Annotated in this window: 21 protein-coding genes; 9 read left to right on the top strand and 12 right to left on the bottom strand. The window is 67.6% G+C overall.

Annotated elements, in window-relative coordinates; genetic code table 11:
* Positions 1-23: 23 nt before the first annotated feature.
* Positions 24-212, bottom strand: a complete 189-nt coding sequence (locus ACFSOX_RS18930; RefSeq protein WP_378479381.1) for a hypothetical protein — start codon at positions 210-212, stop codon at positions 24-26.
* Between the two features lie 260 nt (positions 213-472).
* Positions 473-1,000, bottom strand: coding sequence for a SixA phosphatase family protein (locus ACFSOX_RS18925; RefSeq protein WP_378479380.1), 528 nt, complete (start codon positions 998-1,000; stop codon positions 473-475).
* Between the two features lie 178 nt (positions 1,001-1,178).
* On the opposite strand from ACFSOX_RS18925, the gene ACFSOX_RS18920 reads away from it, so the two are divergent.
* Positions 1,179-2,855 (top strand): NAD(P)/FAD-dependent oxidoreductase, encoded by a 1,677-nt coding sequence (locus ACFSOX_RS18920; protein ID WP_378479379.1) that lies wholly within the window; start codon positions 1,179-1,181, stop codon positions 2,853-2,855.
* Between the two features lie 14 nt (positions 2,856-2,869).
* Here the strand turns inward: ACFSOX_RS18920 and ACFSOX_RS18915 are convergent, their stop codons facing one another.
* A complete protein-coding gene (locus ACFSOX_RS18915; protein WP_378479378.1) occupies positions 2,870-3,109 on the bottom strand; it encodes a helix-turn-helix domain-containing protein in 240 nt (79 codons plus the stop codon).
* A gap of 8 nt (positions 3,110-3,117) precedes the next feature.
* Positions 3,118-3,684, bottom strand: a complete 567-nt coding sequence (locus ACFSOX_RS18910) for a DUF2975 domain-containing protein (RefSeq protein ID WP_378479377.1) — start codon at positions 3,682-3,684, stop codon at positions 3,118-3,120.
* Between the two features lie 125 nt (positions 3,685-3,809).
* Here ACFSOX_RS18910 and ACFSOX_RS18905 point away from each other — a divergent pair, with 125 nt between their 5' ends.
* The 4 genes from ACFSOX_RS18905 (at position 3,810) to ACFSOX_RS18890 (ending at position 6,542) form a co-directional block, all read left to right on the top strand.
* The gene (locus tag ACFSOX_RS18905; protein WP_378479376.1) at positions 3,810-4,343 is read left to right on the top strand and encodes a hypothetical protein; all 534 of its coding nucleotides are present in this window, start codon (positions 3,810-3,812) and stop codon (positions 4,341-4,343) included.
* Positions 4,344-4,418: 75 nt separating this feature from the next.
* The gene (locus ACFSOX_RS18900; RefSeq protein WP_378479375.1) at positions 4,419-5,081 is read left to right on the top strand and encodes a B3/B4 domain-containing protein; all 663 of its coding nucleotides are present in this window, start codon (positions 4,419-4,421) and stop codon (positions 5,079-5,081) included.
* A gap of 264 nt (positions 5,082-5,345) precedes the next feature.
* A complete protein-coding gene (locus tag ACFSOX_RS18895; RefSeq protein ID WP_378479374.1) occupies positions 5,346-5,528 on the top strand; it encodes a hypothetical protein in 183 nt (60 codons plus the stop codon).
* A gap of 417 nt (positions 5,529-5,945) precedes the next feature.
* Positions 5,946-6,542, top strand: a complete 597-nt coding sequence (locus ACFSOX_RS18890; protein WP_378479373.1) for a hypothetical protein — start codon at positions 5,946-5,948, stop codon at positions 6,540-6,542.
* Between the two features lie 766 nt (positions 6,543-7,308).
* Here ACFSOX_RS18890 and ACFSOX_RS18885 read toward each other — a convergent pair.
* A complete protein-coding gene (locus ACFSOX_RS18885) occupies positions 7,309-8,154 on the bottom strand; it encodes an AAA family ATPase (RefSeq protein WP_378479372.1) in 846 nt (281 codons plus the stop codon).
* A gap of 504 nt (positions 8,155-8,658) precedes the next feature.
* Between ACFSOX_RS18885 and ACFSOX_RS18880 the strand changes: the two genes are divergently transcribed.
* Genes ACFSOX_RS18880 through ACFSOX_RS18870 form a run of 3 tightly spaced genes read left to right on the top strand, consistent with a single transcriptional unit; the run spans position 8,659 to position 15,045 of the window.
* A complete protein-coding gene (locus ACFSOX_RS18880; RefSeq protein ID WP_378479371.1) occupies positions 8,659-10,656 on the top strand; it encodes a flagellar hook-basal body complex protein in 1,998 nt (665 codons plus the stop codon).
* Between the two features lie 29 nt (positions 10,657-10,685).
* Positions 10,686-12,551 (top strand): flagellar hook-associated protein FlgK, encoded by a 1,866-nt coding sequence (gene flgK, locus ACFSOX_RS18875; RefSeq protein WP_378479370.1) that lies wholly within the window; start codon positions 10,686-10,688, stop codon positions 12,549-12,551.
* A 7-nt stretch (positions 12,552-12,558) separates the two neighbouring features.
* The gene (locus ACFSOX_RS18870; protein ID WP_378479369.1) at positions 12,559-15,045 is read left to right on the top strand and encodes a hypothetical protein; all 2,487 of its coding nucleotides are present in this window, start codon (positions 12,559-12,561) and stop codon (positions 15,043-15,045) included.
* A 49-nt stretch (positions 15,046-15,094) separates the two neighbouring features.
* On the opposite strand, the gene ACFSOX_RS18865 is transcribed toward ACFSOX_RS18870, so the two are convergent.
* The 7 genes from ACFSOX_RS18865 to ACFSOX_RS18835 all read right to left on the bottom strand — a co-directional run bounded on the left by ACFSOX_RS18865 (position 15,095) and on the right by ACFSOX_RS18835 (position 23,694).
* Positions 15,095-15,469 carry a flagellar biosynthesis regulator FlaF gene (locus ACFSOX_RS18865; protein ID WP_378479368.1) on the bottom strand — a complete coding sequence of 125 codons (375 nt, stop codon included), beginning with the start codon at positions 15,467-15,469 and terminating at the stop codon, positions 15,095-15,097.
* The gene (gene flbT / locus ACFSOX_RS18860) at positions 15,414-15,845 is read right to left on the bottom strand and encodes a flagellar biosynthesis repressor FlbT (protein WP_378479367.1); all 432 of its coding nucleotides are present in this window, start codon (positions 15,843-15,845) and stop codon (positions 15,414-15,416) included. The genes ACFSOX_RS18865 and flbT overlap by 56 nt, the downstream gene beginning before the upstream one ends.
* 125 nt (positions 15,846-15,970) lie before the next feature.
* Positions 15,971-16,867, bottom strand: coding sequence for an ABC transporter substrate-binding protein (locus ACFSOX_RS18855; RefSeq protein ID WP_378479366.1), 897 nt, complete (start codon positions 16,865-16,867; stop codon positions 15,971-15,973).
* A 251-nt stretch (positions 16,868-17,118) separates the two neighbouring features.
* The gene (gene flaF, locus ACFSOX_RS18850; protein WP_378479365.1) at positions 17,119-17,487 is read right to left on the bottom strand and encodes a flagellar biosynthesis regulator FlaF; all 369 of its coding nucleotides are present in this window, start codon (positions 17,485-17,487) and stop codon (positions 17,119-17,121) included.
* Between the two features lie 282 nt (positions 17,488-17,769).
* Positions 17,770-20,046 (bottom strand): flagellin N-terminal helical domain-containing protein, encoded by a 2,277-nt coding sequence (locus ACFSOX_RS18845; protein WP_378479364.1) that lies wholly within the window; start codon positions 20,044-20,046, stop codon positions 17,770-17,772.
* Positions 20,047-20,554: 508 nt separating this feature from the next.
* Positions 20,555-22,825, bottom strand: a complete 2,271-nt coding sequence (locus ACFSOX_RS18840; RefSeq protein WP_378479363.1) for a flagellin N-terminal helical domain-containing protein — start codon at positions 22,823-22,825, stop codon at positions 20,555-20,557.
* A gap of 449 nt (positions 22,826-23,274) precedes the next feature.
* Positions 23,275-23,694 carry a hypothetical protein gene (locus ACFSOX_RS18835; protein ID WP_378479362.1) on the bottom strand — a complete coding sequence of 140 codons (420 nt, stop codon included), beginning with the start codon at positions 23,692-23,694 and terminating at the stop codon, positions 23,275-23,277.
* 338 nt (positions 23,695-24,032) lie between these two features.
* Between ACFSOX_RS18835 and ACFSOX_RS18830 the strand changes: the two genes are divergently transcribed.
* The gene (locus ACFSOX_RS18830) at positions 24,033-25,253 is read left to right on the top strand and encodes a polysaccharide biosynthesis/export family protein (RefSeq protein WP_378479361.1); all 1,221 of its coding nucleotides are present in this window, start codon (positions 24,033-24,035) and stop codon (positions 25,251-25,253) included.
* Positions 25,254-25,270: the final 17 nt, after the last annotated feature.

Below are 25,270 nucleotides of genomic sequence, written 5' to 3'. Positions count from 1 at the left end.
CTCCCGGCTTTGAGTCGATCTCGTCACGAACGGTCGACCACCCACCACGGACGATAGGGCGGATCGTCGTCGGTCGGCTGCGGGAGCCGATCGAGCTCGTCCGGATCGAACGGCTTCACGACCGGTCGCCGGAGATCCCCGCACGCCAGCGGCTCGTGATTGTCCTCGCAACGGACGTGGTCGAAGCGGAGATGGTTCATCTTCAGCGTCATGGCACAGCAGCCAACGGAACGATTGAGCACCGTGACAACGTCGAACTGCCGCTCCGGTTCCATCGGCGCGTGTCGACCACCCGATATTCCGCCCAAGCCCGGCACGGCCCGCGGGTGCGTGTCGTCGAGATGTGTAGGCTGAACGTCACCTGCCAGCCCGCGGTTCCCGCGCCGGTTCGTCCTCTCTAAAATTCGAGGTGTTCGGCTTAACAATCGGTAAAGTCAGGCCGATCTCATCCGCACCGAGATCGGTGCGGCGCCTATACGGGATCGTCCTCGAGGCTCTTCGGCGTGACGAAGCGATCCAGTCGGCCGCTGCGGGGGTGGATGTCCGTCCAGGCGTCGACGGCGAAATCGATGACGACGAGGCCGCCGGTGGGCAGCTTCTCGTGCAGCCGCTCCCGCTCCTCGACGTCGCCGGTGGCGATCAGGGTGGTCGCGAGCTCGTGCAGGCCGGGATTGTGACCCACCATCAAGACCGCATGGGCCTCGTCCGGAACCGCCCGTATGGTCGCCAGCAGGCGCTCGGCGGGCGCCTCGTAGACGCGGCGCTCGAACGTGGCGGCCGGCGGGTCGCCGAGCTGCCGGGCGACGCGCGCCCAGGTGTCCCGGGTCCGCTGCGCCGTCGAGCAGACCACCGCGTCGGGAACCAGGTGATGGCGCGCCATGTAGGCGCCGATCAGGTCGGCCGCGGCGGTGCCGCGGGCGTTCAGCGGGCGCGCATGGTCGGAAATCCCGGCCGCGGCAGGGTCGGCTTTGGTATGACGGAGCAGGACGAGTCGGCGCATGGGTTGCAAATTCCATGTGGCGGCGCACAAAGTCCAGTGGGCAATGGGCGATCCATCGTCCCGGGTCGTCCGGTCGCGGCGAGAAGGCCGGACGAGATCCGACTTTGGACGGCGATGGTGAACGGCCGGTATCCGTCCCGCGGTCGAGTGCGGGCGGCGGGAACACGAGCGAGGCAGGATGGACGCGGCGGCGGCTGACGACTACGGGCACAGCTTCTATGCGGCGACGGCGGTCGCGGCGCCCGAACGGCCGGCGCTGGCGATCGACCTCGACGTCGACGTCTGCGTGATCGGCGCCGGGCTCGCCGGGCTGACGACGGCGCTCGAGGTCGCGCGGCTCGGCTGGTCGGTCGTCGTGCTGGAGGCGAAGCGGGTCGCCTGGAGCGCCTCGGGCCGCAACTGCGGCTTCGTGCTGCCGGGCTTCGCCTGCGATGCCCGCACCATCGTGGCGCGGGTCGGGCTCGACCGGGCGCGGCAGCTCTGGTCGCTGTCGGAGGCGGGCGTCGCCTATGTCCGCACCATCATCCGCGAGCGCGAGCTGTCCGGCGTCGCACCGGCGCGCGGCTGGCTCGACGTCTCCAAGACCGACGATCTCGACGACATGGACGACACGCTCGCCCTGCTGATGGGCGAGTTCGGCGCCGCCGTCGAGGGGTGGCCGGTGGAGCAGGTGCGCGAGCATCTGCGCACCGACGCCTATTTCCACGCCATCCATTATCCGAACGCTTTCCACATCCAGCCGCTCAACTACGCGCTCGGCCTCGCCGCCGCGGCGGAGGCGGCCGGGGTGCGCATCTTCGAGGGCACGCCGGCGCGCGAGATCGATCCGGCCGGCGTGCGCAAGCGCGTCGCGACGCCGGGCGGCATGGTGCGGGCCGGGCATGTCGTGCTGGCCGGCAACGTCCACATGGCCGAAATCATGCCGCAGCTCGCCGCGACCGTGATGTCGATCACCAGCACGACGGCCGTGACGGCGCCGCTCGGCCCGAAGCTGCGCGAGGCGATCGCCTATCCGGGCGCGGTGAGCGACTCGCGCTTCGCCAATCACCATTACCGGGTGATCGACGGCGATCGCCTGCTGTGGTGCGGCGAGGGCACCTGCTTCCCGCGCGATCCGATGCGGGTGGCGCGGCGCCGCTTCGCGCCGGCGATCGCCTCGGTCTATCCGAGGCTGGGGCCGGTCGAGTTCACCCATGCCTGGAACGGCAGCATGGCCTTCGCGATCCACCGCATGCCGCAGATCGGCGAGGTCTCGCCCGGCCTGTGGGTCGCCGGCGCCTTCGCCGGGCACGGGCTCAACACCACGGCGATCGCCGGCAACCTGATCGCCCGGGCGATCGTCGAGAACGACGACACGGTGCGGCAGTTCGAGCCCTGGGATCTGGTGTGGGCCGGCGGCATCGCCGGGCGGATGCTGCAGGAGGCCCGCAGCCGCCTGCGCAACCGGCGCGAGGCGATCGAGGCCGGGCTGGCGCGCAGGCGCGACCGCAAGCGCCTCGCCGGCGCGCTGCCGCGCTATCGCCAGGACGACGACGCGGTCGATCCGCCGCCGCCGGCCGCCTGGGCCGAGGTGCGGGCCGTGGCGGCGGCACCGTCGCCGGTCGCGGCCGGCGCGACCGCCGACGACCGGTACGACGCGGATCGGTCCGCGGCGGACGGATATGCGACGGACGGATACGCGGCGGACCGCTACGACACGCGGCCGGTCGCCGCCTATGGCGGACGCTCCTTCGCCGACCCGTCCTTCGGGCCGGCCGATCCGCCGGAGCCGCCCAACACGCTCGACTGGCGCCGCGCCCGCGCGATCGACGAGGGCGAGGCAGCTGCCGCGCCCGACCGCCCCGCCGGGCGCTGACGCCGGCGCCGGGATCAGGCGTCGTCGCCCGGCGTCCCTTCGTCCTCCGGGCCGGGCCGATATTCGAGAATGTCGCCCGGCTGGCAGTCGAGCACGGCGCAGATGCGCCCGAGCGTGTCGAAGCGCACGCCCTTCACCTTGCCGGACTTCAGCAGCGAGACGTTCTGCTCGGTGATGCCGATGCGCTCGGCGAGCTCCTTCGAGCGCATCTTGCGCCGCGCCAGCATGACGTCGAGATTGACCACGATCGGCATCGGCGGACTCACACGAAGGCGGCGTTCTCGTCGGCGAGCTGGACGGCCTCGCGCATGACGGCGGCGACCGCGATCAGCACGCCACCGACGATCAGGGCGACGTAGTCGTTGATCGAGAACGTGAGCACGAGATAGCGCTGGCCGGGCGGATTGCCGAGCGACAGCGCGAGCGCCAGCGCCGTCGCGGTGAGCGGACCGAGCGGTCCCTGCAGCAGCACCGAAAAACCGAACAGCCGCAGCCGCTGCGCCGCCGCGGCTGTGAACACCAGGCCGGCCGCGAAGTCGCGGAACAGCGAGCGCACCTGCCACAGCCCCCAGATCATCAGCCCGAGCGGGACGGCGTGGATCATCGCCATGACAGCCTGATCGGACGCCGCGAGCGGCAGCTTGGCACCGGTGGCCCCGAGCCGGTGCAGCAGCAGGTTGCGGCTCCAGTCCGGGATCACGAAGGCGAGCCCCATCAATACGACGATCAGCACGATGCCCAGCGTCGTGACCCATTCCATCCGGCGGGAGAGGCGGGCGAGCCGGGCTTGCGCCGAGGCGATGGCAGGGGCCGGAGCGACGCTTGACATGAACGACCTCATTGATCGATTTGCGATGATGAATTATCATAAAACAATAACTCATTCTCGTCAATCGAGGTGTAGAGATGCGTTTATCGCGATCCTGCCGGGGCTTGGCCGGGATTCTCGGGGCCGTGGCCCTGACGGCCGGCGCCTGCACGTCGATGCCGGTGACGTCGATGGTGAAGCTCGCCCGCACCGACTTCACCACCATCGACCCGGCCGTGCTGCGGGTGGGGGTGCGGCTGCCGGCCGGGGTGCGGCCGCGGCCCGGCAGCGTCACCCTGAAGCTCACCGTGACGGTCGGGGCCGCCGCGCCCGTCGTGAGCGCCTTCGTGCTCGCCGATGCCGCCGATCCGGCCGACCTCGCGTCGCTGCGCGGCGAGGTGACGAAAGGCGCCGCGGTCTGGGCCTATCGGCTCGAGCCCGCCGACGTCGCCCGGGTGACGGCGCTGCGCAGCGACCTGATGGCCCGCAAGGGACGCGGCGAGCGCGGCTCGCTGACGCTCGGCGTCGGCGCCGAGGCGTGTCGCACGGCCGCCGCGCCGGAGCGGGTGCTGCTCACGACCTATCTGAAGACGGAGGCCGGCGGCGACTTCTTCCCGCTGATGCGCGACGTCGATCTGCGCGACGTGCCGGGCGCCGGCGAGCTGCCGGCCTGCGGCTGAGCGCGTCCGCGTGGGCCGGGATTTACGTTTCGGCCGGGGCGCTCTATTGGCGGTCGCAAATCGCCGAGGTGCCGCATGACCATCGTGATCGATCCCGCCGTGAAGGCCGCCTGTCCGTCGCTGGTGCTCGGCCTCGTCGAGGCGCGGGTCGTCAACGGCACCGACGATCCGGCGCTCGGGGCGGCGCTCGACGCCGGCGCCGCGGCGGTGACGCGCGACATGGTGATCGAGGACATCGCCAAGCTGCCCGCCGTGCAGGCGCTGCGCCGGGGCTACCGGGCGCTCGGCAAGGATCCGACCCGCTATCGCGGCTCGCAGGAGGCGCTGATGCGGCGGGTGCTGCGCGGGCTCGGGCTCTATCGCATCAACACCGTGGTCGATCTCATGAACCTCGTATCGATCGAGAGCCGCCAGTCGCTCGGGGTCTACGACCGCGACCGCATCGTCGGCGACGCCGTGACGATGCGGGTGGCGGCGGCCGGCGAGACCTACAAGGGCATCGGCAAGGACGTTCTGAACCTCGAAGGCCTGCCCGTCTATGTCGATGCGCAAGGGCCGTTCGGCAGCCCGACGAGCGATTCCGAGCGCGCCATGGTGACGGTCGGGACGACGCGCATGCTCCTTGTCGTCACCGCGTTCGGCGGGGCGGACGGCCTGCCCGCGGTGCTCGACCGCACGGCGGAGCTGCTGACCCGCCACGCGCAGGCGGCGGAGATCACGACCGCGGTGGTCGGCTGAGCGGCAGCCCGTTCGTCGGTCCTCGACCGGCCCTTTCGAGCCGTCCCGCCGGTCCCGCTCTGTCGGTGTAAACGTTTTCACCAAGAGATCGGGCCGATGTGGGCTTTCGCGCCGTCCGGTCCGGTTCCGGCCGGGCGTGCGGCGCTTGCCCTTTCCCGGCGGCCACCGGCGCGGCCCCGTGTGATCCTCCGCACGGAGCGCGCCGTCGCCCTGCCGTAGAAACCGATCGTCGTTCGATGATCCGGTCTACGCCAGGAGAGCCAAATGAGCCCGCACGATCGTCTCGCCCTCGGCACAGAGCAGGCCCAGGCCGGCTCCGCCGGACGGCTCGCCGGCACCGTGGTCCGGACCGGCTCTCCGCCCGAGCCGGAGACCTCGCGCGACGGCGGTCCGGCGGGCGGCCGCAGCGAGGCGGTGCGCTACTGCATCAGCCATCATCTGATCTGATGCGGCGCCCCCGCGAGGAGACGCGACATGACGTCGGATGCCCAGACGGTGCTCGGACTGCTCGCCGTGTCCGGGGCGGTCGGTGGGATCCTGGTCGCCCTGGTGCGTCGCGGGACGCGACGGGGTGGCGGGTCGTCGTCCGACACGAGTGGCAGTGACGGCGGCGGGGGAGGCGATTGACGCGATCACCTACTTGCCTCAGGCGCATTTTGCAGCACGCTCCTGGTAAGTTGGTTGGGGCAGACGGATCCAGCCGCGGGGTTGTTGCGTCTGAGCGGTGATGAAATCTGGCTCAAGCCGCCCTTAAACCCAGGGTGAGATCGTTGAAATATTTCAATCGAGATCTCTGCGGGGTGGTCGACAAATTGCTCAATTTGCAGTAGTAGCGTTTCGTTGATCGCAGCGCGTGATTCTAGAATGCTTGAGTATCTAAGGCGTTGGGCTGATCCGCAGGCGCTTTCCCAGGTTGTGGGCGCACTGATTGGTGCTGCAATTGCAATATCGTTGTGGTTTGCGGAGCGGCGCCGCGTAGAAGAAGAGAAGAAGAATGAAGAGCTTTCCCGCGCGAGGCGATTTAGAGCCGTGCTGAAGTCCGGATTAGGGCGAATGAAGAATGAGGTAGAGTCCTTTGTTCTCCAGTGCCGTGCGACATCAATTGGTGTAGAAACAAAGATTGTTGCTCCTGGCGAGGAGCATCTTGATTGTTCTCGTGAAGTAATTGAAATGCTAGAACGATTTCCAATAAACATACCAAGCTCATTTAAGATTTCAGAGGATCATGTATTCTGGCTAGATCATAATATGCTCGATGTAGTTTCTGAGTTAAAGGGAATTCTGCAGGAAATGTTTATCGAAAGGCGAAGGCTTAAGGAGATTGCAAACAAGTATGACTTCTCTCATCTCACGGAGTCCCTAGGTGCCGTCCGGGATTTGGCTTCCAAGGCGATAGGGCCAATTGAGAAACTTCAAGAAATGCTTGGAGAAAGTGAAGGGAGACTCAATCGTGGGGTTTGATCGTGTTAGAATGCAGATGATTTGGACTACTGGGCCGGCGAATGAATGGCTCAGACTAGATGATCTCGATCTAAAAAACGATGTGTCTAACGCGAGTGAATGGATTTTTCGCAGGATTTTAAAGCTGAGCGATCCGCGCGATCTGATTGGTGAAACTTGCTTCAATGGAGTAATTTACGAAATCCCGGATCGTTTTGTGGGGAATTGGTATTGTGGGTTTCGTTGGCAAAATTCACGGTGTGGCTTCTTCTGTGGTGTAAGCAAATCAAAGAATTCCTTCTTTGTAGATCGGGTATATAAGGGGGCGGAGCCTCCGGCCATCGCGCGGGTGCATTATGATCGGACACGCTAAACTCGGTCGCCGATCGCGCGGGAAAAGCAGAAATTCTGTACGTCCAGATTCGGTTGAGCGTTCGTTCGCAGAGCGATTAAGACGCGGGCGGCGCTTGAGTGATGCTCAATTGCCGCTTTTCCCGGCGCTTTATGATATTTCGGATCTTATTGTTGCATGCGATATCCCAGCACATCATCTCTTTGCAATTCAATTGACATTTGCGCAATTGAATGAATTATATAGATTTCACCCCAATAAGTTTAGGGAGTTTTTGGAAAAAAGCAGTATTTCGGAGAATGAACTAAGAGAGTTGTCACGTGCATACAATATTTCGACTCGGTCAACGCTCAGCAAGTTAATGCTTGCGCTGGGTTGTAGGTGTAATAATTAGCTCGAAGCTTCTGTTTCGTTAACGTGCCTCTCTGCTTTATCTTAACGCCCCTCGCGCCGTGCCATGAAGGCGAGGCGCTCGAACAGGTGGACGTCCTGCTCGTTCTTGATCAGCGCGCCGTGCAGGGGCGGGATCAGCTTCTTGGGGTCGCGCTCGCGCAACATCTCGGGGCCGATGTCCTCGACCATCAGGAGCTTGAGCCAGTCGAGCAGCTCCGAGGTCGAGGGCTTCTTCTTCATGCCGGGCACGTCGCGGATCTCGTAGAACAGCCGCAAGGCCTCGGCGACCAGCCGCTGCTTGATGCCGGGGAAATGCACCTCGACGATCGCCCGCATCGTGTCCGGGTCGGGGAAGCGGATGTAGTGGAAGAAGCAGCGGCGCAGGAAGGCGTCCGGCAGCTCCTTCTCGTTGTTGGAGGTGATGACGACGATCGGCCGGCGCCGCGCCCGCACGGTCTCGCCGGTCTCGTAGACGTAGAACTCCATCCGATCGAGCTCCTGCAGGAGGTCGTTCGGGAACTCGATGTCGGCCTTGTCGATCTCGTCGATCAGCAGCACGGGTCGCGTATCGGCGACGAACGCCTCCCACAGCTTGCCGCGCTTGATGTAGTTGCGGATGTCCTTGACCCGCGCGTCGCCGAGCTGGCTGTCGCGCAGGCGCGACACGGCGTCGTACTCGTAGAGCCCCTGCAGCGCCTTGGTGGTCGACTTGACGTGCCACTCGATCAGCGGCGCCCCCACCGCCTTGGCGATCTCGACGGCCAGCACGGTCTTGCCGGTGCCGGGCTCGCCCTTCACGAGAAGCGGACGCTCGAGCGCGATGGCGGCGTTGACGGCGACCTTGAGGTCGTCGGTGGCGACATAGGCACTGGTGCCGTCGAAGCGCATGTCGGATCCTCGATGTCCGGGTTTCCCCGGACAGTAGGGCGGCGGCCGGGGCGGGGCAAGCGAGCCCGGGGGCTGCCGTTGGCCGCTTCGCCGGCGCGATCCGGACCGGGCCGAGCCGCCGCCACCACCGCCACCGCCGCCACCGCCGCCACCGCCGCCGCCGGTCGTCGGAGGCGGGAGAAAAAAGTTCGGTGCCGCGAAAAAAGTCGCGCCTGGTTCGGGTGCGGCGTCCGTTTGAAGGGCATGCGGCCGGAGACAGGCCTTCGCCCGCCTACGGATGTGCGACCCGGCAGGATCGCGCAGCCGCGATTTTTGTCGGGCGGAAATATCTGCCGGGCAGCGGCCGTTCTTGCCGGGGCGCGGCCTCGCCACGCGCCGCCCGGCCGAGCCTAACTCATTGAGAACAAACACCGTCACCCGTCGGCACAGCGCTTGCTGAACAGTCGGCAGGGTGCGGGCGCGCAATCGGGTTTCGCGTACCGCTCGGCCGAGTGGAGACGACCGATGGGTATCTTTGGCGCGCTGACCACCTCCGTGACGGGCATGCAGGCGCAGTCTTTCGCCCTGCAGAACATCTCCGGCAACATCGCGAACTCGCAGACGACCGCCTACAAGCGCACCGACACGAGCTTCACCGACCTGATCCAGGACAATCAGCCCTCCAAGCAGGTGGCCGGCAGCGTGCAGGCTTCGTCGCGCGGCACCAACACGGTGCAAGGCGACATCCAGACGAGCTCGATCGGCACCTTCATGGCGATCAACGGCGACGGCTACTTCGTCGTCATGAAGCCGACCAGCGTGGTGGACAACAACCCGATCTTCTCCGGCGTCAACCAGTTCACGAGGCGCGGCGACTTCCAGCCGAACAAGGACGGCTATCTGGTCAACGGGGCCGGCTACTATCTGATGGGCATCCCGATCGACTCGACCACCGGCAATCTCAGCGCCAGCGTGCCGAGCCTCCTGAAGTTCAAGAACGACTTCCTGCCGGCCCAGGCGACCACCGAGATCTCCTACCGCGCCAACCTGCCGCGCTACCCCTTCACGCCGTCGCACGACACCGCGACGGTCGGCTCCGAGCTCCTGAAGGCGACCGACTTCATCGCCAATCCCCTGGCCGTCTCGCCGCAGCCCGCCAAGATCACCGGCACGGGCGCGACGCTGAGCCCCGACGCCAACGCGCTGCTCACCGGCGCGGCGGTGCTGCCCGGCACGCTGGTGAACGCCGGCACCATCACGGTGAACGGCAACAACGTGGTGCTGACGGCCGGCATGACGCCGGCCAACGTCCTGTCGGCCATCAACACGGCCGCGAACCCCGCCGTGACGGCGACGCTCGACGCCTCGGGCAAGCTCGTGCTGCAGAGCGCGGACGCCCGCACGGCGATCGCCATCGGCGGCAGCAACGCCGCGCTGATGACCGAGATCGGGCTGTCGGTCGGCACCACCAATCCGACCAACCTGCTGACGCAGTCGGCGGCGGCGTCCGGCCAGACCCTGACCATCACGATCGGATCGAACCCGACCCTCACCCTCACCTTCGGCACCGGCGGACTGCCCAACATCCAGACCATGGCGGATCTCGCCACCCAGCTCGCCACGCTCACCGGCGGTTCCGCCTCGGTGAATTCGCTCAACGGCAACCTCACCATCACGGCGGCGAGCCTGACGGACCAGATCACGATCGGCGGCGACGCCAACCCGACCGTGTTCGGTCTGCGCACCAAGTCGGCTCTGCCCTCGAACCAGACCGTGGTCGGCGACGACGTCACCACCTTCGTGTCGCAGTCGATCGGCGGCGGCGCCATCACGGCCTACGACGTGTCCGGGTCTCAGGCCAACATCCAGCTCCGCTGGGCCAAGATCGACTCGACCACGCTCGGGAGCGGCCACGTCGACACCTGGAACCTGTTCTATCAGGTCAACTCCAGCGCCACGGGCAGCGAGACCGCCTGGAAGAACGTCGGCACCAACTTCACGTTCGGCTCCGACGGCCAGATGAACCCGGTGGTGGCGAACCTGACCCTCTCCGACGTGACGGTCGACGGCGCGGCGCTCGGCACCATCTCGCTGAAGTTCGGCTCCGGCGGCATCACCGAGTTCTCCGACCCGAACGGCAACGTCCAGGTCAACCTGCTGACCCAGAACGGCTACGCGGCCGGTGCGCTGCAGACCATCTCGGTCAGCGAGAAGGGTCGGGTGGTCGGCTCGTACTCGAACGGCCGCACCATCGACCTCGCCGAGGTGACGCTCGCCAAGTTCGCCGGCGCCAACTACCTGAAGAAGATCGACGGCGGCGCCTTCGAGGCGACCGACGAGTCGGGAACCGCGGTCTACGGGGCCGCCGGCAAGATCGTCGGCTCGTCGCTCGAGGGCGCCAACACGGACATCGCCGACGAGTTCACCAAGCTGATCGTCACCCAGCAGGCCTATTCGGCCAACACGCGGGTGATCACGACCAGCAACCAGATGATCCAGGATCTTCTGAACATGTTGCGCTGAGCGAGCGCGCGACGGCGGAGGGCACCTAAATGAGTCTCACCCAGGCGCTCCGGACGGCCGCGGCCGGCCTCAATGCGGCGCAGGGCGGGCTGTCGCTCGTCTCGGCCAACGTCGCCAACGCGCAGACCCCGGGCTACACCCGCAAGACGGTCGAGACCGCGACGGTCGCGGCCGGCGGCGATCTGGTCAGCGTCCGGCTCGCCGCCGTCAACCGACTGGTCGACCAGTACATCCAGAAGCAGCTCCGGACCGAGAGCACGGGCGGCGCCTACGCGACGCTCCGCTCGCAGTTCTACGAACGGCTGCAGAACATCTACGGCGATCCCAACTCGGCGACCTCGCTCGAATCGGTCTACAACGGCTTCACCGAGGCGATCCAGGCGCTCACCACCAATCCGTCCGACTACTCGACCCGTGCCAACGTGCTGTCGACCGGCATCGCGGTGGCGCAGCAGCTCAACAACATGTCGGAGGACATCCAATCCCTGCGGCAGAACGCCGAGCAGGGGCTGGCCGAGTGCGTGGCGAGCGTCAACACCCTTCTCAAGGGGCTGGCGCAGGTCAACAATCAGCTCACCGCGTCGCATTCGAACGACGCCTCGCGCGCGACCATGCTGGATCAGCGCGACTATTATCTCGACCGGCTCGCCGAGCTGATGGACATCCAGGTGACCCACAACACCGACGACAGCGTCGCGGTGTTCACGAGCTCCGGGATCCAGCTCGCCGGCGCTTCCGCCTCGACCCTGTCGTTCGACGCCCAGGGCATGATCACCGCCGGCGCCCAGTGGAACGCCGACGAGAGCAAGCGCCAGGTCGGCACCATCATCGCCACCAACTCGTCCGGCGGCACCATCGACCTGATCTCGACGCGCTCGATCCGCTCCGGCAAGATCGCCGCCTATCTCGAGATGCGCGACAAGGTCCTGGTCCAGGCGCAGAACCAGCTCGACGAGTTCGCCGCCGCGGTCTCGCGCTCCCTCTCCGACACGACGACGGCCGGCACGCCGGCCACCTCCGGCGCCCAGTCCGGCTTCGACGTCGATTTGACCGGGCTCCTCGCCGGCAATTCGGTGAAGGTGAGCTGGAAGGACACGCTCACCGGCAAGACCCACACGGCGACCCTGGTGCGGGTCGACAATCCGAGCGCGCTGCCGCTGTCGAACAGCCTCACCGCCGATCCGAACGACAAGGTGATCGGCATCGACTTCTCGGGCGGGCTCGCCAGCGCCGTCACCCAGATGAACAAGGCCTTCACGGGCCAGGTGCAGTTCTCCAACCCGTCGGGCAACACGCTGCGCGTTCTCGACGACGGCGCCGCGAGCGCGGCCGACATCGTCTCGGTCTCGGTCACCAAGACCCAGACCTCGCTGACCGGCGGAACCGCGGCGCTGCCGTTCTTCATGGACGGTCCCGACTATTTCTCCGGCGCGGTCGCCGGCACGTATCCGCAGTCGGTCGGCTTCGCGGCGCGCATCACGGTCAACCCGGCGCTGCTCGCCGACGTCAGCAAGCTCGTCCAGTTCGACGTCGCCACGCCGTCCGGCGACCTGACCCGCCCGAACTTCCTCTACGACAAGCTCGTCAACGCCGGCCAGACCTACGCGACCAACACGGGCGTCGGCTCGGACGCGGCGCCCTACAACGGCACCATCGCGTCCTTCCTGCGCCAGGCGATGGCGCTGCAGGGCGAGAACGCCGCCGGTGCCGCCAAGCTCGCCGAAGGCCAGAAGATGGTCGTCGACGCGCTGCAGCAGCGGCTCAACGAAGGCGCCGCCGTCAACATCGACGAGGAGATGACGACTCTCCTCACCTTGCAGACGGCCTACGGGGCCAACGCGCGGGTCTTCTCGGTGGTCAACGAGATGCTCAAGACCCTGCTCCAGATGATGTGAGGCTGCCATGGCGATCACCGGCTTGGGAAGCCAGAGCCTGCTCCAGGTCGAGCGTCTCATCTCGATGCGGCGCCAGCTCGACGACCTGCAGCGGCAGCTCGGCACCCAGAAGCGCTCCAACACTTATGCGGGCATCGGTCTCGACCGTGGCCTCACCGTCGGGCTGCGCACCAAGCTGTCGTCTGTGTCGTCCTACAACGGCTCGATCCAGCAGCTCGAGACCCGGCTGAAGCTGTCGCAGACGGCGCTCTCCGACATCGACGCCGCCGCCCGCACCGTGAAGACCTCGATCCCCAAGGCGACCTATGTGCTCTCGCAGAACGGCCGCACCCAGGATCAGGTGACGGCCCAGGGCCAGCTCGACCGTATGCTGGGCGCGCTCAACACCCAGTTCGGCGACCAGTTCATCTTCTCGGGCCTGTCCCCCGACAAGGCCGCGGTCGAGACCACCGACCACATCCTCAACGGCGTCGGCCCGCAGGCCGGGCTGATCCAGCTCATCACCGAGCGCAACCAGGCCGATCTCGGCGCCACCGGCCTCGGCCGGCTGGTGATCCCGGCGACCACCTCGACCTCGGCGAGCCTCGTCGGCACCACGGCGACGCTGGCGCCGGACGCCGTCGCGGTGACGACCGGCACGGCGGATCTCGGCCCGCCCTTCACGTCGGCGGCCGGCGGCACGCTCGACATCGGCGGCGTCAGCGTGACGATCAACGCCGGCGACGACGGCGCGACGATCCGCGACGCCATCAACGCGGCGCTGACCGCCGCGGCGGCGCCCGCCGCGCCGAGCGTCACGGCGTCGCTCGACGGCGCGAACCATCTCGTCCTCACCGGTGCGGATGCCGACGCGAGCGTCACGATCGGGGCCGGCAGCACGGCCGGGCTCCTGACCGAGCTCGGCCTTTCGGCCGGCACCGCCGCGCCGACCAATCTGCTGACCCAGGCGGGCGGCGTCACGGCCGGGCAGACCCTGTCGGTCGCGATCGGCACCAGTGCCGTCACGGTGACGTTCGGCACCGGCCTCGGCCAGGTGTCGACCATCGCGGAGCTGAACACCGCGCTGGCGGCCATCACGGGCGGCACCGCGGTCGTCGATACGGCCAACGGCAATCTCACCGTCACGGCGTCGAGCAGCACCGGCGACATCACGATCGGCGGCACGGTCGCGGCGTCCACGTTCGGGCTCGCGACGACGACGTCGAAGGCGACCAACGTCGTCTCGATCGGCGAGGACGTCGCCGGCTCGGTGTTCGGCTTCAAGCTCCTGTCGATGGCGACGACGATCCCGGGCGCCACCGCGACCCAGCCGGCCGGCGCGCCGCCCACGATGTCGGTCGACATCGGCGGCACGCTGCCGCGCGACGGCGACACGGTGACGTTCGGCTTCTCGCTGCCGGACGGCACCAAGGAGAATCTCGTCCTCACCGCGGTATCGACGCCGAAGAGCGTGGTCGGCACCGGCGGCTTCTCGGCGCCCGGCCACATCCTGGGCGGAACGCCGGGCGCCATCACGATCCAGACGCCGCTCCTGAACGGGGGGGCCGCCGTCACGGTCTCGGGCCTGAACGCGAGCGACAGCCCGTCGACCGCCGCGACCAAGATCATGGCGGCGCTCAACTCGTTGCCGGCCGGCAACGGCGGCGTGTCGGTCACCAACGAGGGGGGCCAGCTGGTGTTCAAGTCGGCGGCCGGCGAGCAGATCACGCTCGGCGGCGATTCCGCGACGCTCGACTCGCTCGGCTTTCCGGCCGGCAACCGGGTCGGCAACGTCGTCGATCCGCCCAAGGAGAAGAACCAGTTCGCCATCGGCGTCACCGAGGCGGAGACGCTCGCCAACCTGCACACGCTCCTCAACTCGTCGGTCGGAACGCTCGCCAGGACGTCGCTGATGGCGGCCTCCGCCGTGCAGGCCTCCAACGAGTTCTTCAACGCCGGCGACGCGACGCCGCCGCAGCGGGTCGACGGTCCGCCCTTCGATACCGCCGTCGCCCTGAAGAACGGCACGACGGCCGACACGCTGACCTGGTACACGGGCGAGGCCGGCGCGACCTCGGCGCGCTCCACCTCGGTCGCCCGCATCGACTCGCAGATCTCGATCTCCTACGGCATGCGGGCCAACGAGCAGGCGTTCCGGGTGGCGATCGCCAACACGGCCGCGATGGCCGCCGTCACCTTCTCGTCGAGCGACGCCGACGGCGAAGGCCGGTTCTCGGCGCTGATGAACCGGGTCCAGTCGAATCTCGGCAATCAGCAGGGCGTCCAGAAGATCTCCGACATCACGGCCGATCTCGGCGCCTCGCAGAAGGCGGTGCAGACCGCCAAGGATCGCCACACCCAGACCACCGCGGCGCTGACCGACATGCTGGAGAACATCGAAGGCGTGCCGATGGAGGAGTCGGCCGCCATGATCCTCGCCCTGCAGACGAGCCTCCAGGCCTCGCTGCAGACGACGGCGCTGCTCTCCAAGCTCAATCTCGTGAACTATCTCTGAGGGCGCGGGCGCCGATCGGGCGCCGGCAGCCGGTCGGGCAGGGCGCCCCTCAGGCGCCCAAGAGACCGTCGGCGATGTCGCGGTTGATGCCGATCAGCGTGGCGAGGCGCTCGGGGCGGGGGTCGGTCGCGAAGGCGACGGTCTGGTGATCGACCAGCAGGCCGAGGCTGGCGAGGCTGTGCCGCACCGCGCAGGGAAGCGCCGGGTCGGGTGCCGCGGCGGCTTCGACGACCTCGTGCCAGAGGCGGCGGTTGTGGACCAGCGCGGCGTCGATGGCATCGCGGCTCGTCTGCTCGCCGTTCTGGACCGCGCCGGATTGGGCCGCCTGGAGGCGCCAGGCGGCATCGCGGAGAAGCAGGGCCTGGATTTCACGCGGAGCGGGCGTGGGGTGCTCCGGACTGTTCGCCGTTTCGATGCAGGGCATGGTCGACCAGCTCCCTCTCGTAGGCGATCAGCTTCTTGGCCTCCTTGAGGGCCTTGTACATCTCGCCTGCCAGGATGTGGTTGTTCACGCTCTCGATCAGCGGCCAGGTGCTCGGCGCCGCCTTGAGGATGTCGCTGACCAGCTTGAAGTAGATCTCGTGATAGGCGCGCGCGTCCTTCGACGTGTACATGAGCTGCACGGCGAGATAGATGCGCTTGGCCGGCGTGTCGGCCGTCTCGGCCGTCAGAATGTCCTTCTCGCGCAGGATCGGCGTCTCGCCCTCGATCAGCAGACGCGCCCGCTGGTCCGAATTGGTGATGACGCAGTCGCCGAGAATGATGCGTTCGCCGGGCTTCAGTTCGACCTTCAAGGCCATGGCCGCTCTCCCCCATGAGTCTCACGGATCGTTAACCATCTGGCTTAACGATCCGTTAAGGGGAAAAACGATCGTTTTCTCAGTGGGTTGCCAGGGGCTTCCAGGCCCGGAAACGCCCCGCCGCGTCAGGCGAGCCCGCGGGCCGTGTCGTCGAACAGCGAATCGACGCTGACCCGCTCCGGGATCAGCTTTTGGCGGAACGCGTAGTCGACGATCAACTCGAGCGAGCGGCGGTTCGGCTCGATGCCGAAGCGCAACGCCGCCGTGGCGTCGTCGGTCGGCAGGCCGCCGGCCGCCGTGCTCTCGCGGATCATGCGGTAGAGCTCGCGCACCACGTCGGGGCGCGCCGCCGCGATCTCCTCGCGCACGACCAGCATGTGGTTGATCGGCACGCCGCCGTGCGTCTCGGCCCAGCGCCGGTTCGCCGTCTCGGGATCGGGGACGAGGGGGGCGAGGCGCGGATCGGGAAACCTGTCGCCGACGATGGCGGCATCGAGTGCGCCGTCGAGCAGCATCGTGACGAGATCCTCGCCTTCGGCCGCGCGGCGCACGAAGGGCGGATCCTGGTAGCCGGCCACGTGGGCATCCTCGAACGTCACCCAGTCGATGCGCTCCGGGTCGACGCCGTAGAGCTCCTCCAGCATGCCGCGCAGCCAGATGCCGGTGGTCTGGCTGTAGGCGCGCACGCCGACCCGCTTGCCGGCGAGGTCGCCCGGCGCGAGCGGCCCGCGCTCGGGCACGTAGGCGATGGTGTGGAGCTGGCCGCGGCCGACCACGGTCGCCGGGATCAGCCGGTAGGGCGCGCCGGCCACACGGGCCTGCAGGAAGGTGCCGATGGCGAGCTCGCCGAAATCGAAGACGTGCTGGCGCACCATCGGCTTGAAGCCGCGATTGGCGACCGGGATGTCGGCGAAGTCGAACGCCACGAGATCCGATACGACGGCGCCGGACTTGAGCGCCTTGGTATTCGGATGGGTGCCGAGCAGCGTGTGGAGTCGGAGCTTTTTTTCAGGTTCGGTCATGTCGTCTTCGCCTCCCGTCCTCGCCCGGCGGTGCCCCGGCAGCGCGCCGGTTCTGCCGGCATCGCGGCGAAAAATCAACGGCTTGGACGATGGGGCTGGGTTGCGCCGGCGAGGGCGCCACCCGCGCGGCGCGGCGTGGCGCGGCGCGCCGGGCGGGTCGCTCGCGAGGCCCGATGTGGCGCGCCGGCGGGCGGCGGAACGCGGATCGACGCGCCGGAGCGTCGATCGCACGGCTACGGTGTCGCCGCGTCTCAGGCCGGCTGGCCGAGCAGGCCGGCGGCGATCTCGCGATTGATGTTGACGAGGGCGGCGAGCGCCTCGGGCCGCGGATCGCGCTGGATGTCGAGCGTGTGGTTCATCACGAACAGGCCGAGATTGGCGACGTTCTGGCGGATCGGCGCCGGCATCTCGTGGTCCGGGCTGGTGACCGAGGTGAGGAACACGGTCCAGAGCTTGCGATTGTAGAGCAAGGCGTCGAAGAGATCGGAACGATCCTTCTCCCAGTCCTCGCGGACGTGCTGCAGGCGGGCCGCCGCCTTGAGCAGCAAGCGGGCTTCGAGCTCGCGCGGATTCGCGATCTGTTGCGCCACCTGTCCGTAGGCTTTCGCCGCGCTGTGCATCTCGGGGACTCCTGGTGCCACTGGTCGGCACGATGGACTTCGGTTGTAGCGTCGTGCCGTTAAGACATGCTTATTCAGGCTGCCCGATTTGCGTCGGACGCGCGCCTGGTTCGTGCGGCTCGCACGTAGCCGCATCGATCTCTTCTGGATCGTTTCGGGTGGTGTGGACGGCGCGGCGTGCCAAAGCCTGCGATCGACGTGGACCGCGGCGCCTGCCGTCCGGCGTCTCGGCGGAGTCGCGGGGCCGTGGCCCCGCGGTCCGCCGGAGCGTGGGTCTCGGCGTCAGCCGAAGAGCCGCAGCACGGCCTGGTTCGCCTGGTTGGCGAGCGAGAGGGCCGTGGTGGAGAGCTGCTGGCGGGTCTGCAGGGCCAGCATGTTGGCGCCTTCCTCGTTGGTGTCCGCCAGCACGAGGTTGTCGGCACCGATCTGCAGCGTGTTCACCATCTGCTTGGTGAAGTCCTGCCGCACCTGGACGGTCGAGAGGTTCGAGCCGAACTTCGAGGCCTGGGTGCGCAGCGTGGTGAGCGCCGTGTTGATCGACTCGATCACCTGGTCGACGATCGTGTTGTCCTGGAACGACGAGCCGTTCTGCTTGTTCAGGCCGAGGTTGGACGACGAGTAGGTGACGCCCGTGATGGTCAGCGAGGAGGTGCCGCGCTCGTTGAAGGTGATCTTGAGGTCGTCGCCGTTGAGCAGGTTGATGCCGTTGTAGGAGGCGTCCTTCGACAGTCCGTCGATCTGGTTGAGGACGTCGTTGAAGTCCTTCTGCAGGCTCTCGCGGGTCGAGTTCGCCGTGCCCTCGTGCTTGACGCCCTTGAGGATCTGGGCACTGGTGCCGAGCGCCGTGATCGTGTTGGTCGAGCCGCCGATGGCGAGCGTCGTCTGGCTGGTTCCCTCGGCGAGACTGATCGTGTAGGCCGTTCCGGTGACGCTGCTGGTCACGCCCGACAGGTTGGAGAGCGCCGCCGTGAACTCGGCGAGCGTCGACACCTGGGTCGTACCCTTGCCGAACGTGATGGTCTGGGCGGCGCCGCCGTTGGCCGAGACCGTGAACACGTCGCCCTCGGCGCCTCCGGCGGCGATCAGGCGATCCATCAGGCTGGTCGAGGCGTAGCTGCCGGCCGTCATGTTGAGGGCCGTCGTCGCGAGGCCGGCGGCGATCGAGAAGTCGACGTCGGCCGACTTGGCGACGATCTTCAGCTTGCCGGCCTCGTTGGTGATGTCGAGGTTGGCCCCGAGCATCGCGTTGGCCTTGAGCTTGGCGACCACGGAATTGAGGTTGTCGGTGCCGGCGAGGCCGACCGTCTGGGTCTGCGGGCCGGTGCCGTCGTTCGGATCGACCGTGATGGCGATGTTGGTGCCGGTGGCGAGGTCGGTGTCGATCTCGCCGAGCGTCAGGTCGCTGTTGAAGGTCTTGCTGAGCAGCGAGCCCATGCCGCCGCGGGCGCCGGTGCCGAAGTTGTAGTCCGCCTCGGCGGCGTTGAGGCCGAGCGCGCCGGCGACGCCGACGTCCGAGAGGGTGAAGCCGATCGAGTTGCCGGTCGCCGCGCCGAGGCCGAGCGAGAAGGTGGTGCCGCTGATCGAGGCGGTCGCCGCGCCGCGGTTCGAGTTGATCCAGGAGTTCAGTTCGCTGATCGTCGACACCATGCCACCGCCGTGGCCGAACGTGACGGTCTTGTCGGCCTGGCCGGAGACCTTGAGGATCATGTTCGAGGTGCCGAGCGTGCCGCCGGCGGCGATCACGTTGTCGAGCAGGCTGGTCGAGTTGTGGGTCGTCGCGGTGAGGCCGAGGGCCGTCAGGGTGGCGGCGGTCGAGCCGGAGCCGGCGGCGCTGATCGAGAAGTCGACGTCGGCCGAGGCGGCGGTCAGGACCATGTGGCCCGAACCGTCGTTGGTGATGGTGATGTAGTTGTCGAGCGTGTCGCCCACCGTGCCGGACGTGGTGGCGTCGAACACCGCCTGGGTGGCGGCGAAGTTCGCCTCGGTGCCGGCCAGGTTGACATCGAACGTCTTGGCGACGCCCGACACCGTGACGCGGATCTGCACCGTGCCGGCCGCGCCGGCGCCACCGGGACCGGCGGTCAGGTCGACCGTGCCGGTCTTGGTGCCGATCGTCTCGGCCATGTTGGTGAAGGAGAGGTTGACGGCCTTGGGTGAGAGGTCGTTGGCGCCGCCGGCGATCGCCGAGCCGATGATCTCGGTCGGCAGCGAGCCGGTGATGCTGAGCGCGTCGTAGGTGGCCGAGGGCGCCGTCGCCGAGCGGGCCTGCTGGGCGATCGACTTGGCCGACTGCACGAGCTTGGTCAGCGAGGTGATGCCGTTGTTGGCGGCCTCGATCGTCTTGATCCCCTGCGCGATCGAGTCGAGCAGCGACGAGAGATCCCCGGCGCGGTCGCTGAGCGATTGCGAGGTGAAGAAGTTCGACGGGTTGTCGAGCGCGGAATTGACCTTCTTGCCGGTGGCGAGACGGTTCTGGGTGGTCGCCATCAGGTCCGCGGTAGCCTGCAGCGACAGCAGGTTCTGGCGGACGCCGGCGGACAGGGTGATGTTGGACGACATGGAAGCCTCTCCGTCGAAATCTCGGACCGGCGCGGAGGGCTCGCGGGTTGAGATTCGCGCCAGCCTCTTGCCGAACGTGGAGAGGGTAGGGCCGAGATCGTTAACGCCTCGATAACGACGTTGAAAATTCTGCGCCTGGAATCTGCTTTCTTTACGTATAAGCAATTTTTGCCGGGTGGGCCTGCGGGGCGCCGGGCCGACCTCGGCGCGGCACGCCGCGACGCCCCGCCGCAGCGCGGTCACGACGCCGTCGCGGGCCCGGAGCCCGGACCTCAAGATGCTGGACGATTTAGGGAATCGGATCGGCGCGCCGAGCCCGCGCGCGGCCCTTCGGGGGGCCGATCGGGTTTTCCGCGATGCCGTGGCGGCGCGCGCGCACGGTCGCCGGGGCCGCGGCCGCGGGCCGAAATCGCCGCTCTCGCGCGGTCGGCACGATCGTTAAAATGAAAACGGCGGGGCCGAAGCCCCGCCGTCCGTATTTGTCCGTATCGGACGTGGCCGAGGAGACTCAGAACAGCCGCAGCACGGCCTGGTTCGCCTGGTTGGCGAGCGAGAGGGCCGTGGTGGAGAGCTGCTGGCGGGTCTGCAGGGCCAGCATGTTGGCGCCTTCCTCGTTCGAGTCGGCCAGCACCAGGTTGTCGGCACCCGTCTGCAGGGTGTTGATCATGCTCTTGGTGAAGTCCTGACGGGTCTGGACGGTCGTCAGGTTCGAGCCGAACTTCGACGCCTGGGTGCGGAGCGACGTCAGGGCATCGTTGATCGCCGAGATGGTCTCGTCGATCTTCGCGTTGTCCTGGAAGGTGGTGCCGTTCTGCTTGTTCAGGCCGAGGTTGGACGCGCTGTAGGTGACGCCCTTGATGGTCAGCGACGAGGTGTTGCTCTCGTTGAAGGCCACCTTGAGATCGTCGCCGTTGAGGAGATTGATGCCGTTGTAGGAGGCATCCTTCGACAGGGCGTCGATCTGCGCGAGGACGTCGTTGTAGTCCTTCTGCAGGCTCTCGCGAGTCGAGTTCGGGTCACCCTCGTGCTTGACGCCCGACTTCGACTGGGCACTGGTGCCGATCGCGGTGAGCGTGTTGGTCGCGCCACCGATGGTCAGCGAGGTCTGGCTGGTGCCCTGCGCCACGCCGATCGAGAACGCCGATCCGGTGACGCTCGCCGTGACGCCGGACAGGTTCGAGATCGCCTTGGTGAACTCGGCGATGGTCGAGACCTGGCCCGTGCCCTTGCCGAACGTGATCGTCTGGGCCGCGCCGCCGTTGGCCGCCACCGTCATGGTGTCGCCGATGGAGCCGCCGCCGGCCACGATCTGATCGAGCAGGCTGGTCGAGTTGTAGGAGCCGGCCGTCATGTTGAGGGCCGTGGTGGCGCTGCCGGCGGCGATCGAGAAGTCGACGTCGGCGGTCTTGGCGACCAGCTTGAGCTTGCCGGCCTCGTTGGAGATGTCGAGGTTGGCCGCGAGGGTGGCGTTGCCCTTCAGCTTGTTCACGACCGAGGTCAGGTTGTCGGTTCCGGCGAGGCCGACCGTCTGGGTCTGCGAGCCGTTGCCGTCGTTGGCGTCGACCGTGATCGAGATGCTGGTGCCGGCGGCGAGGGTCGTGTCGATCTCGCCGAGCGTCAGTTCGCTGTTGAACGACTTCGACAGCGCCGAGCCCATGCCGCCACGGGCGCCGGTGCCGAAGTTGTAGTTCGCGGTCGCCGCGTTGAGGCCGAGCGCCGTGGTGACGCCGACATCGGTCGCGTTGAAGCCGATCGCATTGCCCGAACCTGCCGCCAGGCTCATCGAGAACGTGGTGCCGGAGATCGAGCCGGTCGCCGCGCCGCGATTGCTGTTGATCCAGCTGTTCAGCTCGGAGATGGTCGAGACCTGACCACCGCTGTTGCCGAACGTGACGGTCTTGTCGGTCTGGCCGGTGACGCTCAGCACCAGGCTGGACGTGCCCGCCGTGCCGCCGGCCGCGGTGATGCGGTCGAGCAGGCTGGTCGAATTGTGGGCACCGGCGGTGAGGCCGACGGCCGTCAGGGTGGCGGCGGTCGAGCCGGAGCCGGCGGCGCTGATCGAGAAGTCGACGTCGGCCGAGGCCGCCGTCAGCGCCAGATGGCCCGAGCCGTCGTTGGCGATGGTGAGGTACTGGTCGAGCGTGTCGCCCACGGTGCCGGACGTCGTCGCGGCGAACTTCGCGACGACGGCCGCGGTGTCCGCCTCGGTTCCGTCGAGCGCCACGTTGAAGGTCTTGTCGACCCCGCTCGCGGTGACGCGGATCTGAACCGTACCGGCGTCGGCACCCGTCAGACCACCGGACAGGTCGGCCGAGCCCGTCACCGCGCCGATCGACTCGCTCTGGTTGGTGAACGAGAGGTTCACGGCCTTCGGCTGAAGGTCGTTGGCGCCGCCCGCGATCGTCGAGGAGATGGTCTCGGAGGGGAGCGTGCCGGTGACGTTGAGGGCGTCGTAGGTGGCGGCCGGAGCCGTCGCCGAGCGGGCCTGCTGGGCGATCGACTTCGCGGACTGCACGAGCTTGGTCAGCGAGGTGATGCCGTTGTTGGCCGCGTCGAGCGTCTTCACCGCCTGGCCGATCGAATCGAGGAGCGAGTTGAGGTCGCCCGCCCGGTCGCTGAGCGACTGCGAGGTGAAGAAGTTCGACGGATTGTCGAGAGCCGAGTTGACCTTCTTGCCGGTGGCGAGACGATTCTGCGTCGTCGCCATCATGTCCGCGGTCGCCTGGAGGGAGAGAAGATTCTGGCGGACGCCGGCCGAGAGGGTGATACCGGAAGACATGGAGTTCAACCTTTCTGGTTGTGTGCCGTACTGGCGGTGGAGCTTCGACCTTCATGGTCGCCGGCCGTGATCGCACGGCGGGACGTAACCAAGCGTAAATACGGCCCGTTAATTCCCGCCTAATTTCGGCTCTCCGCCGGGAGACCGAACGCATTGGTTTCGATTAGGTTTTCATTAAGCATACCGGTCCGCGAGAGGGCGGCCGGATACCCGCCGCGCGGCGATCTCCCGCTCGCGCCGTGGCGGATCGATCGGCTCGTTCGGAGGAGGTGGTGCAGAAGCGGCGGGGCGTGGCGCACGACGTCGATCGGTGCACGACAGGATCGGTGCACGAGAAAGTCGGGCAGTGCGGCGCGTGGCGCGTGACGTGCGGCGCGAGGACAGAAGCGGCGCGGGCCGAGCGCGGCACGAGGAAAGACCGGCGAGGAGGCGGACCGATCAGGGACGGATCAGACCTGCAGGTCGGCGTGCATCATCACGTCGGCTGCGCTTTTGCCTTCCTCGAGCGCCTTGTTGTAGGCGCGCATCCGCAGCAGCGCCTCGTCGGGCACCTGTCGGAGCACCTGGCGGGAGCGCGAGTCGATCACCCGGAAGATCACCTCGCGGGTCTCCGGGTTGAGGATCAGCACGCGGGTGGTCTGCTCGGCGGCCTGGCGCATCTGGGCCGCGAGCGGCTGCTCCTGGGACGGAGGGTTGCCGTTCTGGCCGAGGTCGGGGTCCGTCGAGGTGGAGTTGCTGGCGCCGAGTGCGGCGACCGTCTGGTGCTCGGGGAGCACGGTGGGGACGGCCGGGGCCTCGACCGCCACGGGCCGCCCATGGTCGCCCATCGGGGCGACGCTCGGTGGCCTTATGGTGAGGCTCGTGTCCATGTGACGTCCTGTCCGCTGCGGCCGCACGTCCTGCCGACCGCACGTTTTCCACCTTCCAATCACATACTCATAAAGGAGCGGCATTAAGACCTTGTTAGAAAAGATGGTTATCGAGAAATACTTGGATGGGTAAAATTTTAACGAGTTCCGGTGCAGCCGCGGCCGGACGCGAATCGCGGTCGGCTCCGTCGGCTCCGGAGTGTTGCAGACGGGTGACATGAGAGCGGTGATCTCGCGACGCAGGACGATTTCGCTCCGGCTGTCATGAAGCCGGGATCGGCTCGCGTTATCAGCAGCTTTCGAGAATCTGAGCGTGAGTCTTACCGTCGGGGCAGGGGATGCGGAGTTCGGCGCTGGTCGCGTTCGCGGCGAGCCTGCTAGCGGCGGTTGGACTTGGAGGGTGCGGCTTCATCCCGATGTCGGGGCCGTCCAGCCTCGAGATCCGGACCGAGCACAGCCCGACGCTGCCCTATGCGGTGGTGCGGCTCGACGCCCGGGCCGTCCAGGTGCTGGAGGCGTTCGAGCCGGACGTGCTCGGCGGCGTGTTCACCGACCGGCGCGCCCCGAGCGGCATCCGGTTCGGCATCGGCGACATCGTCAACGTGACGATCTTCGAGGCGGCGGCCGGCGGGCTGTTCATCCCGCTCGAGGCCGGCGTGCGGCCCGGCAACTTCGTCTCGTTGCCGGCCCAGACGGTCGACAACGACGGCAACATCACGGTGCCCTATGCCGGCGTCGTGCGGGCCGCCGGGCGCACCAATGTTCAGGTCCAGAACGACATCGTCGCCCGCATCAAGAACCGCGCCATCGATCCCCAGGTGGTCGTGGCGCTCGCCGAGCAGCGCTCGTCGCTGGTCAGCGTCGTCGGCGACGTGCGCGCACCGTTGCGTTACCCGATGCCGACCACCGGCGCCCAGGATCGCATCACCGACGCGCTCACCCGGGCCGGCGGCATCGCCGGCGACGGCTGGGAGATCTGGGTGATGCTCGAGCGCGACGGCAAGCGCGGCATCGTGCCGTTCGCCAACCTCGTCTACGCGCCGGTCAACAACATCTACGTGCAGCCCGGTGACCGCATCTACGTCTATCGCGAGCCGATGCGCTTCCTCGCCTTCGGCGCCACCGGCCAGCAGGGGGAGTTCAAGTTCGACGCCTGGAAGATCAACCTCGCCCAAGCGGTCGCCAAGGCCGGCGGCCTGTTCGATCTGCAGGCCGATCCGGGCTCGGTCTTCCTCTATCGGCGCGAGCCGCGCGAGGTCGCCGAGAAGCTCGGCGTCGACATGGCGCGCTTCCCGACCGGCCTGGTGCCGGTCGTCTACTCGGTGAGCTTCCAGGATCCGGCCGGCTACTTCCACGCCACGCGGGTGGGCATGCGACCGTTCGACATCCTCTACGTCGCCAATGCGCCGCAGGTCGACACGACCAAATTCCTCAACTTCCTGAACACGGCGATGGGGACCGCCGACACCGGCGTCAACCTCGTCAACGACATCTACATCGCGCGTTACAACAGTCGCCTCCCGCGCCTCGGCACGCCGGTGTCGGGAAGTGGCGGCTGACCGCGCGCGGCGCCGCC

Source organism: Rhodoplanes azumiensis, from assembly GCF_042682915.1.
In the GTDB taxonomy this organism is placed as follows: Bacteria; Pseudomonadota; Alphaproteobacteria; order Rhizobiales; family Xanthobacteraceae; genus Rhodoplanes; species Rhodoplanes azumiensis.
Note: the sequence above shows the minus strand (reverse complement) of the source record. Positions and strands in the feature narration are given on the sequence as shown.

Coding starts and splice junctions, on each gene's coding strand:
- ACFSOX_RS18930 (WP_378479381.1), bottom strand. CDS start 212: ATGACGCTGAAGATGAACCATCTCCGCTTCGACCACGTCCGTTGCGAG.
- ACFSOX_RS18925 (WP_378479380.1), bottom strand. CDS start 1,000: ATGCGCCGACTCGTCCTGCTCCGTCATACCAAAGCCGACCCTGCCGCG.
- ACFSOX_RS18920 (WP_378479379.1), top strand. CDS start 1,179: ATGGACGCGGCGGCGGCTGACGACTACGGGCACAGCTTCTATGCGGCG.
- ACFSOX_RS18915 (WP_378479378.1), bottom strand. CDS start 3,109: ATGCCGATCGTGGTCAATCTCGACGTCATGCTGGCGCGGCGCAAGATG.
- ACFSOX_RS18910 (WP_378479377.1), bottom strand. CDS start 3,684: ATGTCAAGCGTCGCTCCGGCCCCTGCCATCGCCTCGGCGCAAGCCCGG.
- ACFSOX_RS18900 (WP_378479375.1), top strand. CDS start 4,419: ATGACCATCGTGATCGATCCCGCCGTGAAGGCCGCCTGTCCGTCGCTG.
- ACFSOX_RS18895 (WP_378479374.1), top strand. CDS start 5,346: ATGAGCCCGCACGATCGTCTCGCCCTCGGCACAGAGCAGGCCCAGGCC.
- ACFSOX_RS18890 (WP_378479373.1), top strand. CDS start 5,946: ATGCTTGAGTATCTAAGGCGTTGGGCTGATCCGCAGGCGCTTTCCCAG.
- ACFSOX_RS18885 (WP_378479372.1), bottom strand. CDS start 8,154: ATGCGCTTCGACGGCACCAGTGCCTATGTCGCCACCGACGACCTCAAG.
- ACFSOX_RS18880 (WP_378479371.1), top strand. CDS start 8,659: ATGGGTATCTTTGGCGCGCTGACCACCTCCGTGACGGGCATGCAGGCG.
- flgK (WP_378479370.1), top strand. CDS start 10,686: ATGAGTCTCACCCAGGCGCTCCGGACGGCCGCGGCCGGCCTCAATGCG.
- ACFSOX_RS18870 (WP_378479369.1), top strand. CDS start 12,559: ATGGCGATCACCGGCTTGGGAAGCCAGAGCCTGCTCCAGGTCGAGCGT.
- ACFSOX_RS18865 (WP_378479368.1), bottom strand. CDS start 15,469: ATGCCCTGCATCGAAACGGCGAACAGTCCGGAGCACCCCACGCCCGCT.
- flbT (WP_378479367.1), bottom strand. CDS start 15,845: ATGGCCTTGAAGGTCGAACTGAAGCCCGGCGAACGCATCATTCTCGGC.
- ACFSOX_RS18855 (WP_378479366.1), bottom strand. CDS start 16,867: ATGACCGAACCTGAAAAAAAGCTCCGACTCCACACGCTGCTCGGCACC.
- flaF (WP_378479365.1), bottom strand. CDS start 17,487: ATGCACAGCGCGGCGAAAGCCTACGGACAGGTGGCGCAACAGATCGCG.
- ACFSOX_RS18845 (WP_378479364.1), bottom strand. CDS start 20,046: ATGTCGTCCAACATCACCCTGTCCGCCGGCGTCCGCCAGAACCTGCTG.
- ACFSOX_RS18840 (WP_378479363.1), bottom strand. CDS start 22,825: ATGTCTTCCGGTATCACCCTCTCGGCCGGCGTCCGCCAGAATCTTCTC.
- ACFSOX_RS18835 (WP_378479362.1), bottom strand. CDS start 23,694: ATGGACACGAGCCTCACCATAAGGCCACCGAGCGTCGCCCCGATGGGC.
- ACFSOX_RS18830 (WP_378479361.1), top strand. CDS start 24,033: ATGCGGAGTTCGGCGCTGGTCGCGTTCGCGGCGAGCCTGCTAGCGGCG.